This is a genomic window from Lentzea aerocolonigenes (genome assembly GCF_000955955.1).
Taxonomy (GTDB): Bacteria; Actinomycetota; Actinomycetes; order Mycobacteriales; family Pseudonocardiaceae; genus Lentzea; species Lentzea aerocolonigenes_A.
This window is the reverse complement of record NZ_JYJG01000300.1, coordinates 1-23,328: the sequence shown is the minus strand read 5'-3', so window position 1 is coordinate 23,328 and position 23,328 is coordinate 1. Positions and strand designations below refer to the sequence as shown.

The window sequence follows — 23,328 nt, the reverse complement described above, 5'->3', positions numbered from 1 at the left end:
CACCCGGGAGATCAGACCACCGGGGGTTAACCCGACTGCCACTGAGGCGTCATCGTTCTGACCTGCTGTCATTCGCCAACCCGGCTTCACCCTGGTTCGCATGACGCAGCCGGAACTGCTTGTCAGCACCCCCGTCCAGCAGGACGAGGACGCTCCCCGCTACTCCCTCCTCGTCGCCCGTGACAGCGAAGAAGTCGTCGCCGCGCAGAGACTGCGCTACGAGGTGTTCGCCGGTGAGATGGGGGCGACGCTGCACACCAGCGTGCCCGGCCACGACGTCGACGAGTTCGACCAGCACTGCGACCACCTGGTGGTGCGCGACGACCGCACGGGCGAGATCGTCGGCGGCTACCGCATGCTGCCGCCGGAGCGGGCGAAGGAAGCCGGGCGGCTCTACAGCGACGGTGAGTTCGACCTCGGCAACCTGAACGGCATCCGGCACACCACGGTCGAGACCGGACGCTCCTGCGTGCACCCCGACCACCGCAACGGGGCCGTCGTCAGCCTCGTGTGGGCGGGCATCGCGCGGTACATGCTGCTGAGCGGTCACAAGTGGCTGGTCGGGTGCGCGAGCATTCCGCTGCAGGACGGTGGCAGCCTCGCGGCCGGGGTCTGGGACATCGTGCAGGCCAAGCACTACGCGCCAGAGCAGTACCGCGTCACGCCGCACAACCCGTGGGAAGTCGACCAGATCGCGCGGCCGGCCAAGACCGTGATGCCGCCGCTGCTGAAGGGCTACCTGCGGCTCGGCGCCTGGATCTGCGGACGGCCCGCGCTCGACCCGGACTTCGGCGTCGCCGACCTCTTCATCCTGCTCGGCATGGACCACATCGACCAGCGCTACCTCAAGTTCTTCCTAGGGGAGACGGCATGAGTCACGCCTGGATGCCGGCGTCGCCCTGCGGTGACGGGTGCGTCGGCGGCACGCCGGCGGAGGTCGGCAAGCTGCGGCAGGTCTGGCGTGCGGTCACGGCCGTCACGGCCCTCCTCTGCGGCGTCACCGTCGCGCTCGCGCTCCTGCTGCCGGGCAAACAGCGGGAGAGCACCATCCGGCTGTGGTTCCACGCCGTTCTGCGGGCGTTCGGTGTGAAACTCGAAGTCCACGGCGCCAGGAAGTTCCAGGAGATCCCGAAGCGCGGCGTGCTGGTCGCCAGCAACCACGTGTCGTGGCTGGACGAACTCGCGATCGACGCGGTGCAGCCGATCAAGATCGTGGCCAAGAAGGACATCAAGAGCTGGCCGGTCCTGGGCAGGATCATCACGGCGGCCGGGACGGTCTACCTCGACCGCGAGAAGCTGCGTGACCTGCCGCGGACGGTGCACGAACTGGCGAGCACGCTGCGCAACGGCAGCGCGGTCGGCATCCACGCCGAGGGCACGACGTGGTGCGGGCTGGCGTCGGGGCACTACAAGCCGGCGCTGTTCCAGGCCGCGCTCGACGCCGGTGTGCCGGTGCGGCCGATCGTGCTGCGCTACCGGATCGGCGAGCACGTCTCCACCCAGCCGGCGTTCATCGGCAGCGACACGCTCGTCGACTCGATCCGCCGCGTGCTGAAGGTCAAGGGGCTGGTCGTCGAGGTGCACGTGCTCGACGAGATCGCTCCCGGCCGCGCGGAGAACCGCAGGGAACTGGCGAAACTTGCCGAAGAGCAATCAAACCGCTTGACCTCGACCGAACTGGAGATTGCACCATCTACAGGTGACACTCACCGCGCCCGCCCAATCACGCCTCTGGTCGCCTGACCGCCGCTGGCCCACGACGGGCATCCTCCTGCTGGTCACCCTGCTCGCCTTCGAGGCGATGGGGGTCGGCACGGCGATGCCCACCATGGTCCACGAGCTCAAGGGCGAGGCGCTCTACGCGTGGCCGTTCCTCGCGAACCTCGCGGCGAGCGTCATCGCCACCGTCTTCTCCGGACGACTCTCCGACCAGCGCGGCCCCAAGCCCGCGGTGCTGATCGGCGTCACCCTGTTCCTCGCCGGCCTGGTCGTCGCGGGCGTGGCCGAGACGATGACCGTGCTGCTCGTCGGCCGCGTGCTGCAGGGCTTCGGCGCGGGCTTCCTGATCGTCGCGATCTACGTGCTGATCGCGCTCGCGTACCCCGAAGAGGACCGTCCCGCGGTGTTCGGCGCGTTGTCGGCGGCGTGGGTCGTGCCGTCGCTGGTCGGACCGGCGGTCGCGGGCTGGGCGACCGAGAACGTCTCCTGGCGGCTGGTGTTCCTCGCGATCGTGCCGCTCGTGGTGTTCGGCAGCCTGCTGCTCATCCCGGTGCTCAAGAAGCTGCCTCCGCACGACGCGACCCCGCCGCAACGCAAGCACCTGCCGCTCGCCGCCGTGGCGGTCGGTGTCGGCGTGGCGAGCCTGAGCTGGGCGTTGCAGCACCGCACGTGGTGGCTGCTCGCGGTGGCGTTGCTGCTGCTGGCGCCCGCACTGCGCATCCTGCTGCCCAAGGGGACGCTGATCGCCCGGCGTGGCCTGCCGGTCACGATCCTGGCGCGCGGCCTGCTCGCGGGCACGTTCTTCGCCGTCGAGGGCTTCATCCCGCTCACCCTGACCGTCGTGCACGGCTACTCGCCGCTCGAGGCAGGCCTGCCGCTGACGTTGAGCGCGCTCGGCTGGGCCAGCGCGTCGATGTGGGCGTCGCGGCACCCCGAGATCGAGCGCTACACCCTCGTGCGGATCGGCTTCCTGTTCGTCGCGACGGGCATCGGGTCCGTGACGCTCATCGCACCCACGTGGGGTCCCGCCTGGGCGACGATGATCTTGTGGGCCATCGCGGGTGCCGGCATGGGCATGGCGACGTCGAGTGTCGGCGTGCTGATGATGGCCGCGTCTCCCGAGGAAGACCGCGGGTTCAACTCGGCGGCGCTGCAGATCTCGGACATGCTCTTCTCCGCGACCATGATCGGACTCGGCGGCGTCGTGGTGGTGGCCACCGCACCGACCGCGGGCGTGGTGGTGCTGAACCTGTCCATGGCGGCGTTGGCCGTGGTGGGAGCGATTCTGACCGGACCACGCATGCGGGCTACCCTTGAGCCCTGATGGCTTATCTCGACCACGCTGCCACGACCCCCATGCACCCTGAGGCGGTCGCGGCGATGACCGAGGCGTTGTCCACCACGGGCAACGCCTCGTCGCTGCATACCTCAGGCAGGCGGGCGCGGCGTGCGATCGAGGAGGCCCGCGAGACGATCGCCGACGCGCTGGGCGCCCGGCCGTCCGAGGTGCTCTTCACCGGTGGCGGCACGGAGAGCGACAACCTCGCGGTCAAGGGCATCTACTGGGCTTCGGGCAAGCGCCGCGTCCTGGCGTCGGCCGTCGAGCACCACGCGGTGCTGGACGCCGTCGAGTGGCTGGAGCAGCAGGGCGCCGAGGTCACCTGGCTGCCGACTGACCGGTTCGGCCGGGTGTCGGCTGCGTCGGTCGCTGACGCCCTGGACGACGACGTAGCGCTCGTCACGACGATGTGGGCCAACAACGAGGTCGGCACCATCAATCCGGTGCACGACATCGCGCGCGTGTGTGCTGAGCGCGGTGTGCCGTTCCACACGGACGCGGTGCAGGCCGTGGGCGCGGTGCCGGTCGATTTCGCGGCTTCCGGCGCTTCGGCGTTGACGATGACCGGGCACAAGGTCGGCGGCCCTTACGGCGTCGGTGTGCTGCTGCTGGCTCGTGACGTGAAGTGCGCGCCGCTGATGCACGGTGGCGGCCAGGAGCGGGACGTCCGGTCCGGCACGCTGGACGTGCCGTCGATCGTCGGCCTGGCGCGCGCGGTGCGGATCGCGGTGGACGAGCAGGAACAGCGCGCCGCCGAGCTCGTCGCGTTGCGCGAGGAGCTGATCGCGTCGGTGCGCGCGGTGGTGCCGGACGTGATCGTCAACGGCGACCCGGTCGACCGCCTGCCTGGCAACGCGCACCTGACGTTCCCCGGCTGCGAGGGCGACAGCCTGCTGATGCTGCTCGACGCGCGCGGTGTCGAGTGCTCGACGGGCTCCGCGTGCACGGCCGGTGTCGCGCAGCCTTCGCACGTGCTGCTGGCTATGGGCGTGGAGCCGGCGCTGGCGCGTGGATCTCTGCGTTTCTCGCTCGGGCATACGTCGACCCGCGCGGACGTTGAAAAACTCGCGGCGGTCATCGGTCCGGTGGTCGAACGCGCGCGTACGGCAGGTCTGGCAGGCATGAGGCGTTCCCGGAAGGTGGTCAAGCAGTGAAGGTCCTCGCGGCGATGAGCGGTGGTGTCGACTCCGCGGTGGCGGCGGCACGAGCCGTCGAAGCGGGACACGACGTCACTGGTGTCCACCTGGCTCTGTCGGCGAAGCCCGGCACGTTGCGCACCGGAGCCCGCGGCTGCTGCACGATCGAGGACGCGCACGACGCGCGCCGTGCGGCCGACCTGATGGGGATTCCGTTCTACGTCTGGGACTTCGCGGAGCGGTTCACCGAGGAGGTCGTCGAGGACTTCGTCGCGGAGTACGCGGCGGGGCGCACGCCGAACCCGTGCCTGCGGTGCAACGAGCGGATCAAGTTCGAGGCGTTGCTGGACAAGGCGATCGCTTTGGGCTTCGACGCGGTGTGCACCGGGCACTACGCGCAGCTCTCGATCGTGGACGGTCGTCCGGAGCTGCGCCGGGCGGTCGATCTCGGCAAGGACCAGTCCTATGTGCTGGCTTCGTTGACGGCCGACCAGCTCGCGCACGCGATGTTCCCGTTGGGCGACACCACGAAGGAACTCGTGCGGGTCGAGGCGGCTTCGCGTGGCCTGTCGGTGGCGAAGAAGCCGGACTCGCACGACATCTGCTTCATCCCCGACGGGGACACGCAGAAGTTCCTCGCGGGCCGCATGGACACCAAGCCCGGGCTCCTGATCGACGACGAGACCGGCGCCGTGCTCGGCCGGCACGCGGGCGTGCACGAGTTCACCGTGGGGCAGCGCAAGGGCCTGGGCATCGACGGACCGGCTCCCGACGGCCGCCCGCGGTACGTGCTGGCGCTGGAGCCGGTGTCGGGCAACGTCCGGGTGGGCTCGGTCGAAAAGCTTGCGGTGACTGGGATTTCGGCGTCGGACCCGATCGCGCACGTGCTGCTGGACGGGCCGGTCGAGTGCGTTGCGCAGGTGCGCGCGCACGGCGGCACGGCACCTGCGGTCGCGGAACTGGTCGACGGCGAGCTGCGGGTCCAGTTGCGGGAGCCGTTGAAGGGCGTGGCTCCCGGGCAGGCGGTGGCGATCTACCGCGAGGATGCGGCGGGCGACATCGTGCTGGCCAGCGCCACGATCGACGCCACCAGCTAATTCGGTTGTCCGGCGCTCTAGCGTCGATGGCGTGACCTTCACTGACGCTGACGTCGCGGAGCTGTACGACAAGCTGAACGCGTGGCAGGGCGCCGACGCCGACTTCTACGACCCCCTGGTCGACTCGGCACGCGACGTGCTCGACGTCGGTTGTGGCACCGGCCAGATGCTGATCTCCGCGCGGGAACGCGGCCACACCGGCCGGTTCACGGGCGTCGATCCGGACGAGGCGTCGCTGGCGCGTGCGCGAAGCCGCCGGACCGACCTGGAGCTGGTGCTCGCCAAGGCGGCGGACATGCGCTGGGACGGTGAGTTCGACCTCGCGGTCATGTCCAGCAACGCGTTCCAGTTCCTGGTGACCGATGAAGAGCTGCGGGAGTCGTTGCGGGCCATCAGGACCGCACTGCGGCCGGGCGGCAGGTTCGCGTTCGACACGCGGTATCCGGGGGCGCGTGAATGGGAGCAGTGGCCGCTTTCCGAGACCGAGGTCGACGGCCTGGTCGTCAGCTACGACGTCGAGTCCGCGGAGAACGGTGTGGTCACGGTCGTTGAGAAGACGGCGCGTGCCGGTGAGGTGGTCAGGGCGGATCGGGCGGCGATGCGTTTCCTCGAAGTTGGGCAGCTGAACGGGTTTCTCGCCGAAGCGGGGTTCAAGGTCGAGGGTCAGTTCGGCGACTGGAAGCGCGGCCCGATCACCGCGCTGTCCAGGTCGGTCGTCACCGTGGCTGCCACTCCGAGTTAGCTCCACAAAGGACCACGCACGGCAGCTCGCCCGGCACGTCCCCCTTGAGGAACGACGCGAACGCCGCCGCACCCGCCGGCTCGACCGCGAGGCGGAAGTCCGCCCACAGCCGGTCGCGGGCGTCGAGGATGTCCACATCGGACACCAGCACGGACGAGACGTTGTGCTGCTGCAGGATTTCCAGCGCCAGATCGCCCGCTCGGGTAGCACCCAGCGCGTCGGCCGCGATGGAGTTCACCTCGGAGTCGACCGGCACGCCCGCGGCCAGGGCGTTGTACATCGCGCAGCAGTGCCTGGGTTCCACGGCGATGATGTGGCGGCCGCCGGAGGCCAGTGCGGCGCCCGCGACCAGGCCGCCGCCGCCCACCGCGATGGCGATCGTGTCCACGTCGGGCACGTCCTCGACGATCTCCTGGGTCACCGTCGACTGGCCCTCGATGACCTTGGGGTCGTTGTAGGCCTCGATGTACGGCAGGCCGAAGTCGCGAGCGGCCATGGCGGCTTCGGCGTAGGTGTTGCCGTGGCGGATCAGCTTGGCGCCCAAGGCTTCGATGCGCTTGGTCTTGGCTTCGGGTGCGGTCACCGGGACGAAGACGGTGGCGTGGGCGCCTAGCAGCTGGGCGGCTTGGGCCACCGCGATGCCGTGGTTGCCGCCGGACGCGGTGACGACCTCGGAGACGTTCAGAGAGAGCAGGGTGTTGACGGCGCCGCGGATCTTGAACGAGCCGGTCAGCTGGAGGTGCTCCAGTTTGAACACGAGCGGACGGCCGTCGACGGTGACGTGCATGGTGGGGGTGCGGCGGACGTACTGCGACAGCGTTCTCATGACACCAGTCTCCACAAGAACTGGACGAGGGTGACGATGCCGAGGAGGAAGCACACCAGGACGAAGGTGCCGCCGACCATCACCATGAGGCAGGCGCCCCAGGAGGTCTCCTCGTGCGGGGTGGCGTCCAGTTCGTGCTGGAGCTCGACGCGGGCCTCCAGGTACAGCGAGGCCAGCCGGGTGCGGGCGGTCTCGGTGGGGGCCTCGTCGACGCGGCCCTGCCAGCACAACGCCACCAGCCGGGCCTGGGCCTGGCGGTAGGCGCGTTCGAAGGCCACGGTCTCGTCCGGGTCGCGTTCGTCGGAGAGGTACGTCCACCGGCCGGCTTGAGCCGGTTGGCCGAGGACGCGGTAGACCTCGGCCAAACGCTCGCGGAGGTCCAGCCGGTGCGGGTAGGTGCCGACGAGTCCGGCAACGCGCTGACGTGCGCGAAGCACGCTCGCGAGGTCGCCGTGACGCAACTCCTCGGCCGCTTTGTGGAGCGTCAGCTCTACCGGCATGAAGATTAGTTTTGCAGGTAGGGCTAGCTTTGACCCGTGTTCGGCCTATCGCTGCTGGTCTCGGGCCTCGCCTGGTGGCTGGGGCTCTACCTGCTCGCCCGCGATCCGCGCAAACCGCTGCTGTGGTGGGCGGGCGCCGGGCTGCTGGGCTATTCAGCGGCGGTCGTCGTGCCGCATCCGGTGTTGATCGGGCTACCGGCACTGGCCTGGACGGGCGCGATCTTGTTGCTCGCGCGGCCCGAGTTGATCAGGTGGTGGTTGATCGGGTTGCCGGTGTTCCTGGCGGCCTCCTTGTGGGTGCCGTGGATCGTGCTGCTCCCTTTGGCCGTGTCGACAGTCCTAGCCATAAGGAATCGTGCGTACTTTTCACTCGTCGGAGTGATGTTCGGGCTGTCGGCTGCCGCCTTCCTGCTGCAACTTCTGCCAGACGCGATCACGTTGCCGTCGATCGGGTTCGACCTCGTGGTGTTCGGGGTCCTGATCGCGGTCACGGACGCGGTCGAGGAGGGCGAGGCGATCCGCGCGGACATGCTGCGCTCGTTCGTGATCGCCGGGTTCACCGCGGTGCTGTTCGGGTCGCAGGTACTGCTGTTCGGCGGCCCGCAGCTGCTCGCGTACACGACGGTCGCGGCGGCGATCGCGGTGCAGGTGCTCGCGAACCCGCTCGCGTCCGTGGTCGACCGGCTCGCCGTGCCCGCGGTGGCTGCTGAACGTGCGGAACTGCGCGAGGCAGCGGAGTCGTTGCCGAAGCGGCGCGCACTGGTCACGGAGGACGAAGGCGAGTTCGCGCGGCTGACGCGGAAGGCGTTGAGCCACTACGGCGATCTGGGGAAGCTGGTGGCGAGTCCGTTGATCGCTCTGACGGACGAGGCACCGCCGCTCGACCGGGCCGCGCAGCTGAAAAGCATGTTGCTCACGAGCATTCAACGACTCAAACCCGCCGATGGCGATTTCGGCACCAGTGATGAATGGCGTCACTACAACGCGCTGTACTTCTACTACGTCAAGGGAATCCGGCCGTATTCGGTGCGGACCAAGCGCGAGGACCTCGACGCGGAGGACCGGCGCGCGTTGCAGTGGTTCGTGACGCAGGTGCCCGAGCGAACGCTGCACAACTGGCAGAACGCGGCCGCGCGGCTGGTCGCGACGGACCTGATGGCAGGAGTTGGCAGCGCCTGACGTGGTTTTGGCAGCGTTGGTCGGGCGATCGTCTGGCCATGTTGAAATTCGCCTTGAAACTCGACGGTGTCGTTTCTTTCGCCCTCGGCCTGCTCACGGTGCTGATTCGCCCGGAAGTCGGCATGCCGGCGGGCTGGCAGATCGGGCTCGGCCTTTTCTGCGTGGTTTACGGCGTGGGCGTGTTCGCTCTGAGCACCCGCGCCACCCCGGACCGCCGAATTGTGCTGCTGATCATCATCGGCAACCTGGTGTGGGGCCTGGACAGCATTCTCACGGCCGAGCTGAACTGGTTCCCGCTCACCGACGCCGGCGTCGCGATGGTCCTCGCACAGGGGCTCGCCGTGATCGGCTTCGCGGTTCTGCAGTCCATCGGCCTCAAGCGCGCAGGGTCCGGGATCGACCGCGGAACTCCGCGACGATCTCAGTCCCTCGCCTGACCGTGATGTCGTAGATCCCGCTGCGGCCGAACCGGGTCCGTTCCACCGCCTCCGCCACGAGCTCGTCACCCTCCTGCACGGGCTTGATGAAGTCGATCTCGGCCGTGGCGGCGACGGTGACGGACCCGGCCCTGTTGCAGGCGCACGCGAACGCCGTGTCCGCGAGCAGGAAGACGTAACCGCCGTGCGCGATGCCGTGGCCGTTGATCATGTTCTCGGCGACCTTCATGCGCAGCAACGCGTAGCCGTCGCGCAGCTCGACCGGCGTGATGCCGAGCGCGGTGGAGGCCTTGTCGGCGGCGAGCATCTCGGCAGGACCATTCATTCGGGCAGCGTAATCACTCTGAAGGTGGTGTCACGCATCGTTGAGCCCGCCCTACTGTCCGAGTGCTTGATCGCTCAACATCGGAGGTGGTCGACATGGCTGGATGCTCTTGCTGCGGCGGTTGTACTGGTCCTGGCTGCGGGTGCTGCAGCAGCTGTTAAGAGGCCTGGACGAGCGGGCAAAGGCCGGCGCGGGCCGGCCTTTGCCTGTCGGGCTGATCAGTCGGCGCACTCCGCGTGGGCGCCACCCATCGCGGCCTCCTGTCCGGGCTCGCACGGCGATTCCGGGGTGAGGAACGAGTCCGCGTTCTGCTGGATGAGCGCCTGGGCCGCGTTGTACCTCCTGGTCATGTCGCCGCTGGTCGCCGCATCGTTGATCTGTTCGTTCCGGTCGGCGGTCGTGGCGCAGGCGAGGAAGACACCGGACATGGCCACGTTCGGCAGCCAGTAGGCCTGAAGAGCGCCGTGGCACGACTGGATCTTCCAGTGTGGTGCGGCCTGAGCGGCGGGAACCGCCCAGAGTCCCGCGGACAGGACGAGACAGACGACTGCGATGGACCTTCGAGCGAATCTGATCACTGGACTCTCCTGATGGTTGGTCAGAACGAAGTCCACGTCCGATCAGGGGGTCGGTGACCTGAGGAGCGCTGTTAGCGACTCCCCAGGCATTCACCCGGTTCAGCTACCGCAGGGGCTCGGATCAGCCCGTGTAGGCCTTGAACATGTTCGTAAATTCCCAAGTGGACTGCGAGATTCCACTGCAGGTGGGCGAAACCCCGCCGCCCGCGCACGAACCGTTGTCCCGACCGGCGGACCAGAACGCGATCCGCCCGACGTGGTTGGCCTTCGCGTAGTCGACGACCTTGCGCGCGTCGGCCTGAGTCGTCGTCATGCCCGTGTCGTTGCGCCCGATCATCGGCGTCAACCCCAGCGACGCCTTCAGCTGCGCGTCGGACTTCGACGGCCAGATGGCGCGCATCTGCCCAAGCGTGGCGTTCGAGGCGGCGACCATCGCGTCACCCCAGTTGCCCGTGTAGCCGAAGTTCATCAGCATCGGGTTCACCAGCACGTTGACGCCCTTGGCAGCCGCGTCCTTCAGCACGTCGACCGAGTACGGGTCCATGCCGTAGTCCTGGCCCTGGATGCGCATCGTGTAGCTGACGGTGGTGCCGCGGGTGTCCTGCAGCCGCTTCAGCGCCGTGTTGACGATCGCCTGCGGGATGGTGGCTTCCACGTCCACGTCGATGCTGTTCGAGCCCACGGCGTCGAGCGTGGCCACGTAGGCGTTGTACAGGGCGTCAGCGGTTGAGCAGACGTGCTCCAGGTACGGGCCCATGGCGCCGCCGGTCGCCACGATCACGCTGCCGCCGCGCGCCTTCAGAGCGTTCACGTCGTTGATGATCCGGCTGTCCTTCAGCGCGACGGTGCCGCCCCACGCGGGAGAGCAGCCGCTCGACGAACCGAGCGCGAACGCCAGCGTGAACACCTTCTGGCCGGTCGCGTTGGCCACGTCGACCAGCGACGGCGACGGCATCGTGATGTCGATGTACGGCGCGACGCGGGCGCTGCCGGGCACCGGCGGCACGTCGGAAGTCGTTGTGGTGGAAGGCGGGGTCGTGGTCGCGGAGGTGGGCGTGGTGCCACCGCCGCACGGGACGCCGTTGAGCTTGCAGTTCGCCGGCACCGCGGAACCGCTCACCAGGAAGCCGAAGCTCGCCGAGGACCCGGAGGGGACGTTGCCGTTGTACTCGCGGCTGGTGAACGTGTGGTGGGTGCCGCTGCTGGTCAGCGTGGCGTCCCAGTAGGAGCCCACGGTGGCTCCGGCGAGGTCGAACTCGAGCTTCCAGCCGGCCAGCGCGGTGGTGCCCGCGGTGATCGTGTACTTGCCCTGGTAGCCGGAGCCCCAGGTCGAGTCCTGGCTGAAGACGGCGGATTCGCCGGCGGCGGAGGCGGGAGCGATGGCGACGAGTCCGGCCACCAGTGCGGTGGCGGCCCCGGCAGCGATCAGGGCGAAGCGAGCCATCAGGGGGTGTCCTTCCCGGCAGGGTGGAAGGGCGCGGATGGGAACGCGGGGCGCGTCGCGTTCCCATCCACGTACAGGGAGGTGCCCACACGCGGAGCACCTGCTCAATCACGGTAAGTGGCCTAGACCACAGCGTCAATGGGTCTAGACCTTTCTTGTCTGCAGGACAGTGGAACAATTCGCCGGGTGCGTGGAGCCACTGGAATCGGATCGCTGCCCGGAACCGACATCGACGAGGCGGCGAGGATCGTCGTCGGCGAGTTGCCGGAGCTGCCGCACGTGCCGGAGCTGCCTGCGCGGGGAGTGGGCGCGGACATGATCGGCCGCACCGCCGGCCTGCTCGTCGACCTCGCGATCGAGGTGATCACGTCCGGCTATCGCGTCAACCCGCGACCTGGTCGTGACCACCGGCTCGCTGTCGATCTGCTGCGGGGCGACCTGGACGCGTTCGACGAGGCGTTGGAACGGGCCGGTGCGCAGCCATCGGTGGTGAAGGTGCAGGCCGTCGGGCCGTGGACGTTGATGTCGAACATCGAGCTGATGCGCGGCCATCGGGTGCTCACGGACCGCGGCGCCGTGAAGGAGTTCTCCGAGTCGCTCGCCGAGGGGCTCAAGCTGCACGCCGCCGAGGTCGCCAAGCGCACCAAGGCGAAGGTCGTGGTCCAGCTCGACGAACCTGGCCTGCCCGCCGTGCTGCAGGGGCTGCTGCCGACGCCGTCGAAGCTCGGCACCGTGGCCGCCGTGCCTGAACCGGACGCGCGCGGTGTGCTCGCGACCGTGATCGAGGCCCTGAAGGACTACGAGGTGATGGTCCACTGCTGTGCGCCGCAGCCTCCGTTGACGCTGCTCAGGGAGGCGGGTGCGCAAGCGATTGCCTTCGACCTGTCGCTGATCAAGGGTGCAGAGGCGCTCGACGAGATCGGCGAGACCTGGGAGGCGGGCACGACGCTGGCGCTGGGCCTGGTGCCGAGCACCGATCCCGGCACGCCCGTGACGTTGAAGGAGGTCGGCCAGCGGGCCTTCACCCTGGTCGACCGGCTGGGCTTCCCGCGCTCGATCCTCGCCGAGAAGGCGCTGCCCACGCCGACGTGCGGTCTAGCTGGGGCGACGTCGAGCTGGGTCAAACGCTCGTTGTCGCTGACCCGTGATCTCTCCTCGGCCTTTTTGGAACCGCCCGAGGGCTGGTGATGTCCGGTTTGGGCGGCTAGTCTGCTGCGAACTATTAGGAAACTTTCTTAACCGTAGGCCATCCGTCGAGGCCTGGACCGGGAGTTCCCCTCATGCGCATCAGACGTGCGGCTCTCGTCGCCGCAGTGCTCTCAGGTGTGGTCGTGGCGCCTGCTCAGGCCGCCCCCACCGGGCAGATCAGGCTGGACCAGATCGGTTTCGGCACCGCTGAGGCGAAGCACGCGTACGTGCTCGGCGGGGCCGCGAACACCAAGTTCACCGTTGTCGACAGCCGCGGGAAGACCGTGCTGACCGGCAAGACGGGTGCCTCGACGGGTTCGTGGAGCGACAAGTTCCCCGCCGTGCACCCGATCGACTTCTCGGCTCTCAAGACCGCCGGCACGTACCGGATCAAGGTCGGTTCGACGACCTCCACGACGTTCAAGGTCGACTCCTTGAACAAGCTGTTCCAGCCCGTTGCGAACAGCACCGTCGAGTTCTTCCAGGCTCAGCGGGACGGCGCGTCCGTCATCCCGGGGCGGCTGAACCGCAAGCCTTCGCACCTCACCGACCGCTCGGCCGCGGTCTACGAGGAGCCGGTGTTCAAGGGCGAGGGCGGCGACGAGATCGCGGCGCCGCTGAAGCCGACGGGTGTGAAGGTCGACCTGGAGGGCGGCTGGTTCGACGCGGGTGACTTCGTGAAGTTCACGCACGCGTCGTCGTACTCCACGGCGTCGATGCTGCTGGCGTTGCGCAACAAGCACAACGACGCGCTCTACGACGAGGCCGAGTTCGGCTTGAAGTGGCTCGACAAGGCGTGGGACGAGAAGTCCGGCGTGCTCTACGCGCAGGTCGGCATCGGCACGGGCTCCGAGGAGTTCGGGTTCGTCGGCGACCACGACGTGTGGCGGCTGCCCGAGGCCGACGACAAGCTCGACGTGAAGCCGGGGGACAGCCAGTACTACATCAAGCACCGGCCGGTGTTCGCCGCCAACAAGCCGGGCGAGAAGATCAGCCCGAACCTGGTCGGGCGGGTGGCCGGCTCGTTCGCGGTGGCCGCGCAGATCGAGGCTCGCCGCAACCCGCGTCTCGCGTGCGAGTACCTCGAGAAGGCCGCGAAGCTCTTCGCGCTCGCCAAGACCGACAACCCCGGCGAGCTCGTGACGGCGTTCCCGCACGCCTACTACCCCGAGGGCTCCTGGACCGACGACATGGAGTTCGGCGCGACGCAGCTGGCGTTGGCCGCGAAGGCGTTGAACGACAAGCGCTACAACCAGTTCGCGAAGGCGGCGGCCCACTGGGCCAAGGAGTTCCTGGCCACCGCTGACCCGGACACGTTGAACGTCTACAACATCTCCGCTTTGGGCCACGCAGACCTCGCCGGGTTGCTGAAGAAAGGCGTGCCTGGAGCCGAGGTGACCGAGTCGCAGATCGTCGGCGACATCAAGCGGCAGCTGCGGCAGGGTGCTGACGCGGCCAAGAGCTCACCGTTCCGCACCGCCGCCAACGTCGAGACGTGGGACGTCGGCTCGCGCACGTTCGGCTTCATCACGACGGCCGCCCTCTACGAGAAGGTGACCGGGTCCGCTGAGTACCGGACGTTCGGCACGCAGCAGCGCGGCTTCGCGCTCGGCACGAACGCCTGGGGCACGTCGCTGATCGTCGGCGTCGGCGCGAAGTTCCCGGAGTGCCCGCACCACCAGGCGGCGAACCTGTCCGGCTCGATCAACGGCGGCTCGAAGGTGCTCGTCGGCGCGGTGATCAACGGTCCGAACGACGCCACGCTGTTCGAGGACCTCGGCGAGATGCCGGAGGGGTCCGTGGCCTGCACCAAGCCGTACACGGTCGAGTTCAACTCGGCGAAGTCGGTGTTCGCCGATGACCTGAGGTCGTGGCCGAGCTCCGAGCCCGCGATCGACTTCACCGCGACGGGCGTGCTCGGCTTCTCGCTGATCGCCAACGGCTGAGTGGCGCCGGCGCGAGCCTGGGTGTCCAATTCGGACTTGTGCTCAGGCTCGCGCTGGTCTTCCTGCTGCTGATGGCCGGCACGGCTGAGGCCCTGCCGCGCACGATCTCCTGCAGAGTTCCCGGCGTGCACGACCCGGACGTGATCCGGGCCGTACACGCCGTTGGTTTGTCATTGCGCGTCAGTGACAAGGTGATGCTCGCCGGGTTCGAGGCCGGGTGGGTCGAGTCGCACATGAACAACCTCGCGTGCGGCGACAGCGATTCGCTGGGCGTGTTCCAGCAGCGGCCTTCGATGGGCTGGGGGTCGCCCGAGCAGATCATGGACGTCTCCTATGCCGCGCACCGGTTCTTCGAGTACGCGGTGAAGGTGGATCGGCCGGATCTCACACCGGGGCTGCTCGCGGACGAGGTGCAGCGGTCCTGCTGTCCGCAGCGGTACGACCAGGCCGTGGACCGTGCCGAGTCGATGCTGCGGCAGGCGTGGCAGGGTGGGCCCGAGGTCGTGGGTGGTGCCGTCTACGTGGTGGAGGACGGCGATGTCCGGGTTGACGGAGAGCGGCTGAGCACATCCCGCGACTTCGTTGGCCGTCCGTCTGTGGCAGGGAGATTTGTTTTCGCGCGAACCAAGCGCGGTGAGGTCATGCGCTTGTCCGACGGCGTGTGGCAGCAGGTCGCTTCCGGTGTGGCGGGCGATCCCGAAGCGGTGATACGTCCTGATGGGACGGTCGCGCTGTACGTCGTGATGGCTGATGGCAGCGTGGCGAAATTGTCAGACCCTGCTGCGATGATTGGGATGGGGGGTAGCTCCCCCCAGGGGGCCAGCCAATCGGGATCGATTCCGCTGAGCCCGCCTGGGTTTGCCGTCGGCAAGCTGTCCGCGATCGTGCGCCCAGATGGGTCGGTTGCGGTCTATGCGCGGTCCGGTGCCGCGCTCATGGTCAACGAGGCGGGTGCGTGGCGCGAGATCGCGACCGGCCTGGACAGCTCACCGGAAGCGGTGCTCCGTCCTGATGGGACGATCGGCCTGTACACGGTGATCGACGGCCGCCCGCACCACCTCACCACAGCATGGGAACCGTTGAGCAGCAGCCGTTTCATCGACACCGTGTCCGCCCAGCCGGACGGCACGGTCTACGCGCGCAAGGCTGACGGCGAAGTCCTCAAAGTCGGTTGAACGGCTCCGCGTACCGGAACGGACCCGCCGGGACGTCACCGAACAGCCGGGCCTGGAAATGCGGTGCCCACGCGGGTTCCGGCGGCGTGATCCCGAACTCCGAAGCCAGGGAGAAGCCGAACCGCGAGTAGTACCGAGGATCGCCCAACAGGATGACCGCGCGCTCACCCCGTGCCTCCGCCGCCCCGAGAACAGCGTGCATCAGCGCCTTGCCGACGCCGCCGCGCTGGTGGTCCGGGTGCACGCTGAGCGGCCCGATCCCGAGCGCCGGGAAGTCCTCGCCGATGTAGCCGCGAGTGCCGACGACGTGCCCGACAACTCCGTCCGCGACGAGCGAGAACTCCGGGATCCAGCCCTCGTCGGCGCGCAGCCAGTCCACGAGCGGCGCCTCCGGCCCGTTCTTGAAGGCGAGGTTGGTGACATCGCGGATGGCGTCGACGTCTGCGGGTGTTTCCCTGCGGATCAGCATGACCCCGCACTGTGGCCAACGAAGTCGCCGAGCGCCACCGGGTTTTCGCCGCCATAATCCGCCGCGTGGTTGTCAGACAGACCGTGATGGTGTGCGTACTCGCCGTGCTGGCCTACGGCGTCCTGTGGTGGTTCTTCACCAACGACGACGCGCCGGCACCGAAGACAGCGGAGTCCCTGTTCCTCACGGACTACTCGAAGGCCGAGAAGGGCAGCTGCGTCAGGTTCAACGGGCCGGGCGAGAACGACCTGGGCCTGACGCTCATCGACTGCGAGAACCAGAAAGCGGCCCTCAAAGTGGGAACCGTGCTGACCAACACCAGCGGCGAGTGCCCACGCGGCGACTACAAGGTGTTGCGCGACACCAGGCACAACGCGGCGTTGTGCCTGCTGCCCAACGCCGCGCAGGGCGACTGCTTCGAGCTGGACGCGGACGACCTCCAGCGATCGGTCGTGTCCAAGTTCGACTGCACGGCGCCGCGGGTGAACGTGCAGGTAGTTGGCGTGGAAAAAGAAAGTTGTCCCGCGGAGGCCGAACTCGGTGTTCCCTATGAGGAGATGACGCTCTGCCTGAGGAGGGTGCGTTGATCGTCTTCGAGGGACCGGACGAGTTCGACGCGTGGTTGCACGAGAACGGCGCCACCGAAACCGAACTGTGGATGAAGTACGCCAAGAAGAGCTCGAAGATCAAGACGATCACCTACGACGAGGCGCTGGACGTCGCGCTCTGCCACGGGTGGATCGACGGGCTGGTGCGGTCGATCGACGAGACCTACTACTCGCAGCGGTGGACGCCGCGGAAGTCGCGCAGCAGGTGGTCCAAACGCAACTGCGCCAAGGTCGAGGAGCTGATCGCGCAGGGCAAGATGCTGCCGGCGGGCCTGAAGGAGATCGAGAGGGCCAAAGCCGACGGGCGCTGGGAGGCGGCCTACGCGGGTCCGGCGACGATCGAGGTGCCGCAGGACCTCGTCGAAGCCCTCAACGCCAACGAGAAGGCCAAGCAGGCGTTCGAGGCGCTGAACAGCCAGAACCGGTACGCGATCCTGCTGCGCATCCACGACGCGAAACGGACCGAGACGAGGCAACGCCGCATCGCGCAGTTCGTCGACATGCTGGCGGACGGACGCAAGCTCTACGCTTGAGCGAATGAAGTGGTTCCGCCGCAAAGCCGAAGCAGTAGAGCAAACCCACCTGCCGAACGCCGAGGAAGCAGCCCAGCGCTTCTGGGAGCGGTGGTTCGAGCTGGTCCCGGTGGTGAGCGCGGCGCTCGGCGACGGCGAACCGCACCGCGTTGAGGACGAGCTCGACGCCGTGGTGAAAAGCCTGCACCCGGACCTGGTGTTCTCGCTCGAACAGGGCCACATGGCCATGTACGCGCTGGTGATCACCGGTCAGGAGGACCCGCGGTTGCGGCCCTACACCGACGCGTGGATCCAGACAGCGCCGCCGACGGACATGGTGTGGGAGTTCCACGACTCGGTACCGCCGGTGCCTGACCCGACCGAGGTGATCATCAACCTCGGCCAGGTCAAGATGCGGCTCGGCGACTACCGCGTGGTGGCCCAGGTGGACGGTGACGTCGTGGACGTCGCGGTCTACCACCCGGCACTCGCGAACCTCACCGAACAGCAGCGGCAGACGATGACGTTCCTGCCGCTCGACGTCACTCTCGGCGAGCGGCTGGCGGGGGAGCGGTTGCGACGGGTGGAGACCGCGCAGCTGGAGCCGGAGGGCACGATCAGCCTGCTGGAGCTGCGTTCGCTCGTTCGGACACTCGCCCAGGACGAGTGAAGGAGCTGCCGAGGAACCCGCACACCAGCCCGGCGAAGGGCCCCAGCACCAGGCCGAGCTGATACCGGACGGCCGCGTCGCCCACACTCATCTGCAGTTCGAACAACGTGCCGTGGGGCGCGGCCGGGTCGGGGTTCGCCCACTCCAGGTCGACCTGGCCCGGCAGCAGCACCATCGTGGCGATGGTCAGCGTGGCGAGCACCAGCGCCGCGGCACCACCCGCGCACAGCCCGGCGACGACGCCCTGGCGCGCCAGCACACCGGCCGCCAGCAGCGCGGCGGGTGGCAGGAAAGCCAGCACGAACGCGTGCGAGAGGTTGCCGACCGGCATGAACGCGTACACGGACAACGCCGGCGCGAGACCGCAGAAGACGCCGACGGCCAGCGTCTTGGGCTCGACGGCCATCCGGCGCGACGTCAGGGTCAGCACCGCCACGGCGTACCCGCCGATCACCAGGACCATCAGCACCCCGCCGACCACTGCGCCGCTGAGCACGTCGGCTTCCCAGTTGGCCTGGTCGAACGCGGTGAAGTGGTCGAACCGGCTGCCCGCGTACCGCGACAACCCCGTCAGCGCCGCCAGCAGCGCGTAGATCGAGGCGTATCCGGTCACGCGGACGATTCGGGCGGTGCGATTGGGCGCGACCGGTCCCAGCACCCACGGCAGCACCGTCAGCACGAGCACTGTGACGATCATGGTCGCGCGGTTGACCGGCACGGCCGGGTTCGCGGAACCGGCGTGCCAGTCGAGCCACACCAGCACCGAACCGGTCGCGAGGGACACCAGCGAGTACCAGGCAGCACGCATCATGACGACCTCCTGAGTGTTCTCGCGCTCGCGGGTCGTCTCGTTACTACGCTGTGGGGCGTGACCAGCGAGAGCCTTGAAGACGTCCCCGCCGAGGTGCGCGAGCGGCATGCCGTGCTCGCGGAAGAGGTGCGCTCGCACCAGTTCCGCTACTACGTGCTGGACGACCCGATCGTCACCGACGGCGAGTTCGACGCGCTGCTCAAGGAACTCGAGGCGCTGGAGGCCGAGCATCCGGGTCTGGCCACACCGGACTCGCCGACGCAGCTCGTCGGCGGCACGTTCTCGACCGAGTTCAAGGCGGTCGACCACCTGGAGCGCATGCTCAGCCTGGACAACGTCTTCGCCCAGGACGAGCTGACCGCGTGGTTCGAGCGCGTGCAGAAGGACATCGGCGAAGGCACGCACTTCCTGTGCGAGCTGAAGATCGACGGCCTCGCGATCAACCTGCTGTACGAGAAGGGCAGGCTGACGCGGGCTTTGACCCGTGGCGACGGCCGCACGGGTGAGGACGTCACGCTCAACGTCCGCACCATCGCGGACGTGCCGACCACCCTCAAGGGCTCGGACGAGTACCCGGTGCCGGATCTCGTCGAGGTGCGCGGCGAGGTCTTCTTCGCGGTCGAGGACTTTCTTGCGTTGAACGCCTCGCTGGTCGAGCAGGGCAAGCCGCCGTTCGCCAACCCGCGCAACACGGCCGCGGGCTCGCTGCGGCAGAAGGACCCGAAGGTCACCGCGTCGCGCAAGCTGCGGATGATCTGCCACGGTATCGGCAAGACCCAGGGCTTCGAGGTCGCCCGCCAGTCGCTGGCGTACGAGGCGCTGAAGACGTGGGGGCTGCCGACCTCGCCGCACACCAAGGTGCTCACCGATCCGGCGGCCATCCGCGAGCACGTCGAGTTCTGGGGCGAGCACCGGCACGACGCGGTCCACGAGATCGACGGCGTGGTGATCAAGGTCGACGAGGTGTCGTTGCAACGGCGGCTGGGCACCACGTCGCGCGCCCCGCGGTGGGCCATCGCGTACAAGTACCCGCCGGAGGAAGCCACCACGACGTTGCTGGACATCCAGGTCCAGGTCGGCCGCACGGGCAGGGTCACGCCGTTCGCGGTGATGGAACCGGTGAAGGTGGCCGGTTCGACGGTCGCGCGGGCCACGCTGCACAACGGCTCCGAGGTGAAGCGCAAGGGCGTGCTGATCGGCGACCGCATCGTCATCCGCAAGGCCGGCGACGTGATTCCCGAGGTCCTGGGCCCGGTGCTGGCCGCGCGGCCGGACGACGCGCGCGAGTTCGTCATGCCAACGCGCTGCCCCGAGTGCAACGCCGAGCTGCGGCCGATGAAGGAGGGCGACGTCGACATCCGCTGCCCCAACGCCCAGACGTGCCCCGGTCAGCTGCGCGAACGCCTGGCGTACCTGGCTTCCCGGGCCGCGCTGGACATCGAGGTGCTCGGCTACGAGGCCGCCGCCGCGATCACCGAGTCCACTGTGTACACGAACGAGGCCGACCTGTTCGACCTCGACGCAGAGGCGTTGCAGCAGATCGAGCGGTTCAAGACCAAGAACGGCGAGCTGTCCGCGAACGCGCTGAAGCTCATCGACAACCTCGAAGCCGCCAAGGAACGTCCTCTGTGGAGGGTGCTGGTCGCGCTGTCGATCCGGCACGTCGGCCCCACGGCCGCCCGCGCGCTGGCCCTCCAGTTCGGGTCGATGGACGCGATCATCGAGGCGGACGAGGAGGTGCTGGCCGGCGCCGAGGGCGTGGGCCAGACGATCGCGACCGCGGTGGTCGAGTGGCGGGAAACCGAGTGGCGCCAAGAGGTTGTGGAGCGGTGGCGGGCTGCGGGTGTGCGGATGGAGGACGAGCGCGACGCGTCCATCACCCGCAACCTCGAAGGCCTGTCCATCGTGGTCACGGGCTCGCTGACGGAGTTCTCCCGCGACAGCGCCAAGGAGTCGATCCTGGCCCGCGGCGGCAAGGCGGCGGGCTCGGTGTCGAAGAAAACCGCTTTCGTCGTCGTGGGTGACTCGCCAGGATCGAAGTACGACAAGGCCATCTCCCTGAAGGTCCCGGTTCTCGACGAGGCGGGCTTCCGCGTCCTGCTGGAACAGGGTCCGGACGCGGCGCGGGAGGTGGCCGTCATCGGGGAAGAGAGCACAGATGACTGACCTGATCATCCGCCCGGCCACGGAGGCCGACCTGCCCGCGGTCGGCTCCGTCACGGTCGAGGCCTACCGCGTCGACGGCTACCTGGACGGCACGGACGACTACGCCGACAGGCTCGCTGACTCGGCTGCCCGGTTCCGCGACGCCGAGCTGCTCGTGGCCGTCGACGAGTCCGGCGCGGTGCTGGGGTCGGTCACGGTCGTGCACCCCGGCACGCCCTACGCGGAGATCTCGCAACCTGGAGAGCTGGAGTTCCGCATGCTCTCGGTCTCCGCGAAGGCACGCGGCCGCGGCGTCGGCGAGGCCCTGGTGCGCGCGGTGATCGACAGGGCGCGTGCGGCAGGCATCGGCCGAGTGGTGCTGTCGTCGTCGGAGAAGATGGCGGCGGCACACAGGTTGTACGAGCGGTTGGGCTTCACACGGCTGCCGGAACGGGACTGGGCGCCGTTGCCCGGCATCAACCTGATGGCCTACGAGATGGCGGTCTAGTTCTTCGAGAGCGACGACATGATCCGCGCCCGCAGCTTGAGGTCCCCGGCGGCCTGGTCGTACAGCAGGTCGCGCAGGACCTCTGCGGGCAAGGCTCTCAGCACGTCGCGCAGCTCGACGTCCTCGGCGTCCGGCGGCGGCACCGTCTCACCGCGGTCCAGCAGCACCAGCCCGACCGCCACGCAGTGCTTGCAGAAGAACCCCTCCGACCCGTGCGGGCAGCTGCACTCGCCCACCAGATGCGTGCCCGACCACGACAGCTCCACCGCGTACGCCGCCTCGTCGCTGCCCCGCACCCGAGCCGCCACGTGCCGGCTGTGCACCCGCAGGGACTGCACGGCGTCGCGGTAGGTCAGCCCGCGCCAGTACGACTTGGTGCCCGCGCGGTGCAGCAGCAGCTCGGTGGTGAGGGTCGTCGACACGGTGGTCATCCAACCGGGTGAACCGAGAAGAACCAAAGCAAAGGATCAACATGATCGCGATCGGCCCGCTCACGCCCGCTGACCGCTCCAGGTGGCAGGAGCTGTTCGAGGGTTACAACACCTTCTACGAACGCACGCTCGCGCCGGAGATCTACGACGAGAAGTGGGAGAAGTTCCTGCAGGACAAAACCATTCACGCCCTATGTGCCCGCGACGAGGACACCGTCGTCGGCATCACGCACTTCTTCCAGCACCCCAGCACGTCTGGCGAGGACGTCTGCTACTTGCAGGACCTCTTCACCGCCCCCGAGTCGCGCGGCCGGGGTGCCGGCCGCGCGCTCATCGAGGCGGTCGTGGAGTGGGCGAAACAGCGCGAGTGCGGCCGCGTCTACTGGCACACCAGCGAGTGGAACGAGACCGCCCGCCGGCTCTACGAGCAGGTCGCGGAGAAAACGCCGTTCGTGCACTACCGGATCATGCTCTAACGAGCCGTGGACTCCAGGTCCAGCAACGTCACGGCGGCGCGGAAGTACTTGTTGGTGCCCAGGTCGCGCACGGTCTTGATGTTGAACGCGGCCTTCAGCTTCTCCGCGTCACCTGGGCTCACGCCCTGCAGCGCGTCGACCGGGGCGTCCAGGATCTCGGTGAGCGGGAGGTTCTCGTAAGCCTTGTCGAGGAGCATGTCGAGGTTCACGGTGACAGCCATGATCTTCTTACCTCCAGAAGGTGGGGCGATCACGGCCGATTCTGGTGCCAGATCACGAAGCCCGCAGAACGGCGGTGAAACCCGTTGGAGCAACGCGGCTGCCACGATTGTGTGGGACCGTATGACATGTGCTGCAAGCCTGTCTGAACGGCTCCCGCACAGCCGAGGAGCACCCGGCCCTGCCGCTGACCCCCGTGCGTCTCGCCGAGGACGCCGCGGACGTCGCGGCACTCGGCGTCACGAGTGTGCACATCCACCCGAGGGACGTCATCGGCGCACCGACGCTCGTCGGCCCCGGGGTGGCCACGACGATCGCCACGGTCCGCGCCGCCGTGCCGGGCATCGAGATCAGCGTGTCGACGAACGTGCCAGGCAACCGCGCCACGCTGATCGCCAGCTGGGGTCCGCTGGCCGCCGGACGCCCGGACATCGCGAGCGTCCACGTCGGCGAACCGGGCTGGCGCACGCTGGCCGAAGCCCTGCACCAGGTCAACGTGGCCGTCGAACTGGTCGTGGAAAGCCCGGCACAGCTCGAAGACCTGCCGGCAGGCATCACGCGGATCACGGTCACGGCGACCGAGCAGACCGCGGAAACCCTGCTGCGGCAGGTGGAACCGCTCGGCCTGCCGATCCTGCTGCACGGCCGCGACGACGCGGCCTGGCCCGTCTTCACCTACGCCGCGACGCTCGAACACCACGTGCGCATGGGCCTGGAGGACACGCTGCGCATGCCGGACGGCCGCACCGCCAAGACCAACGCCGAGCTGATCGCGATGGCGCGCAGGAACCAGAAGTCCAAAGCTCCGAGCTAGTAGTACTTCGTTAGGTCGCGCTGACCTGGGCGTG

General features: G+C 68.4%; 27 protein-coding genes. 18 read left to right on the top strand and 9 right to left on the bottom strand.

All coding sequences use genetic code 11. The features are described from left to right. Positions 1–100: 100 nt before the first annotated feature. From UK23_RS34145 to UK23_RS34120, 6 genes are read left to right on the top strand one after another with little or no spacing between them, the layout of a single operon-like run. Positions 101–874 carry a GNAT family N-acetyltransferase gene (locus UK23_RS34145; protein ID WP_045315855.1) on the top strand — a complete coding sequence of 258 codons (774 nt, stop codon included), beginning with the start codon at positions 101–103 and terminating at the stop codon, positions 872–874. Continuing rightward, positions 871–1,743 carry a lysophospholipid acyltransferase family protein gene (locus UK23_RS34140; RefSeq protein ID WP_045315854.1) on the top strand — a complete coding sequence of 291 codons (873 nt, stop codon included), beginning with the start codon at positions 871–873 and terminating at the stop codon, positions 1,741–1,743. The genes UK23_RS34145 and UK23_RS34140 overlap by 4 nt, the downstream gene beginning before the upstream one ends. Next, entirely contained in the window at positions 1,700–3,043 is a 1,344-nt protein-coding gene (locus tag UK23_RS34135) for an MFS transporter (protein ID WP_045315853.1), read from the top strand. Before UK23_RS34140 ends, UK23_RS34135 begins: the two co-directional genes overlap by 44 nt. Then, positions 3,043–4,212 carry a cysteine desulfurase family protein gene (locus tag UK23_RS34130; RefSeq protein ID WP_045315852.1) on the top strand — a complete coding sequence of 390 codons (1,170 nt, stop codon included), beginning with the start codon at positions 3,043–3,045 and terminating at the stop codon, positions 4,210–4,212. The genes UK23_RS34135 and UK23_RS34130 overlap by 1 nt, the downstream gene beginning before the upstream one ends. After that, the gene (gene mnmA, locus UK23_RS34125) at positions 4,209–5,291 is read left to right on the top strand and encodes a tRNA 2-thiouridine(34) synthase MnmA (protein WP_045315851.1); all 1,083 of its coding nucleotides are present in this window, start codon (positions 4,209–4,211) and stop codon (positions 5,289–5,291) included. The genes UK23_RS34130 and mnmA overlap by 4 nt, the downstream gene beginning before the upstream one ends. A gap of 31 nt (positions 5,292–5,322) precedes the next feature. Further along, on the top strand, positions 5,323–6,033 hold the full coding sequence (locus tag UK23_RS34120; protein WP_045315850.1) for a class I SAM-dependent methyltransferase: 711 nt from the start codon (positions 5,323–5,325) through the stop codon (positions 6,031–6,033). Here the strand turns inward: UK23_RS34120 and UK23_RS34115 are convergent. Together UK23_RS34115 and UK23_RS34110 are read right to left on the bottom strand one after the other, a co-directional pair. Next, positions 6,008–6,859, bottom strand: coding sequence for a serine/threonine dehydratase (locus UK23_RS34115; RefSeq protein ID WP_045315849.1), 852 nt, complete (start codon positions 6,857–6,859; stop codon positions 6,008–6,010). The two genes, UK23_RS34120 and UK23_RS34115, sit on opposite strands and share 26 nt — an antisense overlap. After that, on the bottom strand, positions 6,856–7,359 hold the full coding sequence (locus tag UK23_RS34110; protein WP_045315848.1) for a DUF6584 family protein: 504 nt from the start codon (positions 7,357–7,359) through the stop codon (positions 6,856–6,858). Before UK23_RS34110 ends, UK23_RS34115 begins: the two co-directional genes overlap by 4 nt. A gap of 36 nt (positions 7,360–7,395) precedes the next feature. On the opposite strand from UK23_RS34110, the gene UK23_RS34105 reads away from it, so the two are divergent. Together UK23_RS34105 and UK23_RS34100 are read left to right on the top strand one after the other, a co-directional pair. Then, on the top strand, positions 7,396–8,538 hold the full coding sequence (locus tag UK23_RS34105; RefSeq protein ID WP_045315847.1) for a hypothetical protein: 1,143 nt from the start codon (positions 7,396–7,398) through the stop codon (positions 8,536–8,538). Between the two features lie 38 nt (positions 8,539–8,576). Next, positions 8,577–8,975, top strand: a complete 399-nt coding sequence (locus UK23_RS34100; RefSeq protein WP_156213588.1) for a hypothetical protein — start codon at positions 8,577–8,579, stop codon at positions 8,973–8,975. Here UK23_RS34100 and paaI read toward each other — a convergent pair. From paaI to UK23_RS34085, 3 genes are all read right to left on the bottom strand, one after another. Beyond that, complete coding sequence (gene paaI, locus UK23_RS34095; protein WP_045315845.1) at positions 8,914–9,300, bottom strand: hydroxyphenylacetyl-CoA thioesterase PaaI; 387 nt, start codon at positions 9,298–9,300, stop codon at positions 8,914–8,916. The two genes, UK23_RS34100 and paaI, sit on opposite strands and share 62 nt — an antisense overlap. A 218-nt stretch (positions 9,301–9,518) precedes the next feature. Further along, complete coding sequence (locus UK23_RS34090; protein WP_156213587.1) at positions 9,519–9,878, bottom strand: hypothetical protein; 360 nt, start codon at positions 9,876–9,878, stop codon at positions 9,519–9,521. Between the two features lie 121 nt (positions 9,879–9,999). Beyond that, positions 10,000–11,322, bottom strand: coding sequence for a cellulose binding domain-containing protein (locus tag UK23_RS34085; RefSeq protein ID WP_045315843.1), 1,323 nt, complete (start codon positions 11,320–11,322; stop codon positions 10,000–10,002). Between the two features lie 138 nt (positions 11,323–11,460). Between UK23_RS34085 and UK23_RS34080 the strand changes: the two genes are divergently transcribed. The 3 genes from UK23_RS34080 to UK23_RS49215 all read left to right on the top strand — a co-directional run bounded on the left by UK23_RS34080 (position 11,461) and on the right by UK23_RS49215 (position 15,631). Continuing rightward, entirely contained in the window at positions 11,461–12,510 is a 1,050-nt protein-coding gene (locus UK23_RS34080) for a methionine synthase (protein WP_082115196.1), read from the top strand. Positions 12,511–12,602: 92 nt separating this feature from the next. Then, a complete protein-coding gene (locus UK23_RS34075; protein ID WP_045315842.1) occupies positions 12,603–14,456 on the top strand; it encodes a glycoside hydrolase family 9 protein in 1,854 nt (617 codons plus the stop codon). Positions 14,457–14,494: 38 nt separating this feature from the next. Further along, positions 14,495–15,631 carry a hypothetical protein gene (locus UK23_RS49215; RefSeq protein ID WP_052685318.1) on the top strand — a complete coding sequence of 379 codons (1,137 nt, stop codon included), beginning with the start codon at positions 14,495–14,497 and terminating at the stop codon, positions 15,629–15,631. Here the strand turns inward: UK23_RS49215 and UK23_RS34065 are convergent. Next, complete coding sequence (locus tag UK23_RS34065; protein WP_045315841.1) at positions 15,618–16,100, bottom strand: GNAT family N-acetyltransferase; 483 nt, start codon at positions 16,098–16,100, stop codon at positions 15,618–15,620. The genes UK23_RS49215 and UK23_RS34065 overlap by 14 nt on opposite strands. Positions 16,101–16,165: 65 nt before the next feature. Here UK23_RS34065 and UK23_RS34060 point away from each other — a divergent pair, with 65 nt between their 5' ends. The 3 genes from UK23_RS34060 to UK23_RS34050 are packed head-to-tail and all read left to right on the top strand — an operon-like array spanning position 16,166 to position 17,890. Then, complete coding sequence (locus UK23_RS34060) at positions 16,166–16,687, top strand: LppU/SCO3897 family protein (RefSeq protein WP_156213586.1); 522 nt, start codon at positions 16,166–16,168, stop codon at positions 16,685–16,687. Beyond that, complete coding sequence (locus UK23_RS34055; protein WP_045315839.1) at positions 16,684–17,241, top strand: YdeI/OmpD-associated family protein; 558 nt, start codon at positions 16,684–16,686, stop codon at positions 17,239–17,241. The genes UK23_RS34060 and UK23_RS34055 overlap by 4 nt, the downstream gene beginning before the upstream one ends. A 4-nt stretch (positions 17,242–17,245) precedes the next feature. Continuing rightward, the gene (locus tag UK23_RS34050; protein ID WP_045315838.1) at positions 17,246–17,890 is read left to right on the top strand and encodes a hypothetical protein; all 645 of its coding nucleotides are present in this window, start codon (positions 17,246–17,248) and stop codon (positions 17,888–17,890) included. Here UK23_RS34050 and UK23_RS34045 read toward each other — a convergent pair. Continuing rightward, a complete protein-coding gene (locus UK23_RS34045; RefSeq protein ID WP_045315837.1) occupies positions 17,838–18,701 on the bottom strand; it encodes a hypothetical protein in 864 nt (287 codons plus the stop codon). The two genes, UK23_RS34050 and UK23_RS34045, sit on opposite strands and share 53 nt — an antisense overlap. 57 nt (positions 18,702–18,758) lie before the next feature. On the opposite strand from UK23_RS34045, the gene ligA reads away from it, so the two are divergent. Beyond that, a complete protein-coding gene (ligA, locus tag UK23_RS34040) occupies positions 18,759–20,867 on the top strand; it encodes an NAD-dependent DNA ligase LigA (RefSeq protein WP_330770416.1) in 2,109 nt (702 codons plus the stop codon). After that, positions 20,860–21,354, top strand: a complete 495-nt coding sequence (locus UK23_RS34035; RefSeq protein WP_045315836.1) for a GNAT family N-acetyltransferase — start codon at positions 20,860–20,862, stop codon at positions 21,352–21,354. Before ligA ends, UK23_RS34035 begins: the two co-directional genes overlap by 8 nt. Here the strand turns inward: UK23_RS34035 and UK23_RS34030 are convergent. Further along, entirely contained in the window at positions 21,351–21,785 is a 435-nt protein-coding gene (locus tag UK23_RS34030; RefSeq protein ID WP_156213585.1) for an SWIM zinc finger family protein, read from the bottom strand. The two genes, UK23_RS34035 and UK23_RS34030, sit on opposite strands and share 4 nt — an antisense overlap. A gap of 41 nt (positions 21,786–21,826) precedes the next feature. Between UK23_RS34030 and UK23_RS34025 the strand changes: the two genes are divergently transcribed. Then, on the top strand, positions 21,827–22,261 hold the full coding sequence (locus UK23_RS34025; RefSeq protein ID WP_045315835.1) for a GNAT family N-acetyltransferase: 435 nt from the start codon (positions 21,827–21,829) through the stop codon (positions 22,259–22,261). On the opposite strand, the gene UK23_RS34020 is transcribed toward UK23_RS34025, so the two are convergent. Next, the gene (locus tag UK23_RS34020) at positions 22,258–22,482 is read right to left on the bottom strand and encodes a hypothetical protein (protein ID WP_045315834.1); all 225 of its coding nucleotides are present in this window, start codon (positions 22,480–22,482) and stop codon (positions 22,258–22,260) included. The genes UK23_RS34025 and UK23_RS34020 overlap by 4 nt on opposite strands. Positions 22,483–22,610: 128 nt before the next feature. On the opposite strand from UK23_RS34020, the gene UK23_RS34015 reads away from it, so the two are divergent. Further along, positions 22,611–23,294: a 3-keto-5-aminohexanoate cleavage protein gene (locus UK23_RS34015; protein ID WP_045315833.1), complete on the top strand. Its 684-nt coding sequence runs from the start codon at positions 22,611–22,613 to the stop codon at positions 23,292–23,294. The last annotated feature ends 34 nt before the right edge of the window (positions 23,295–23,328 follow it).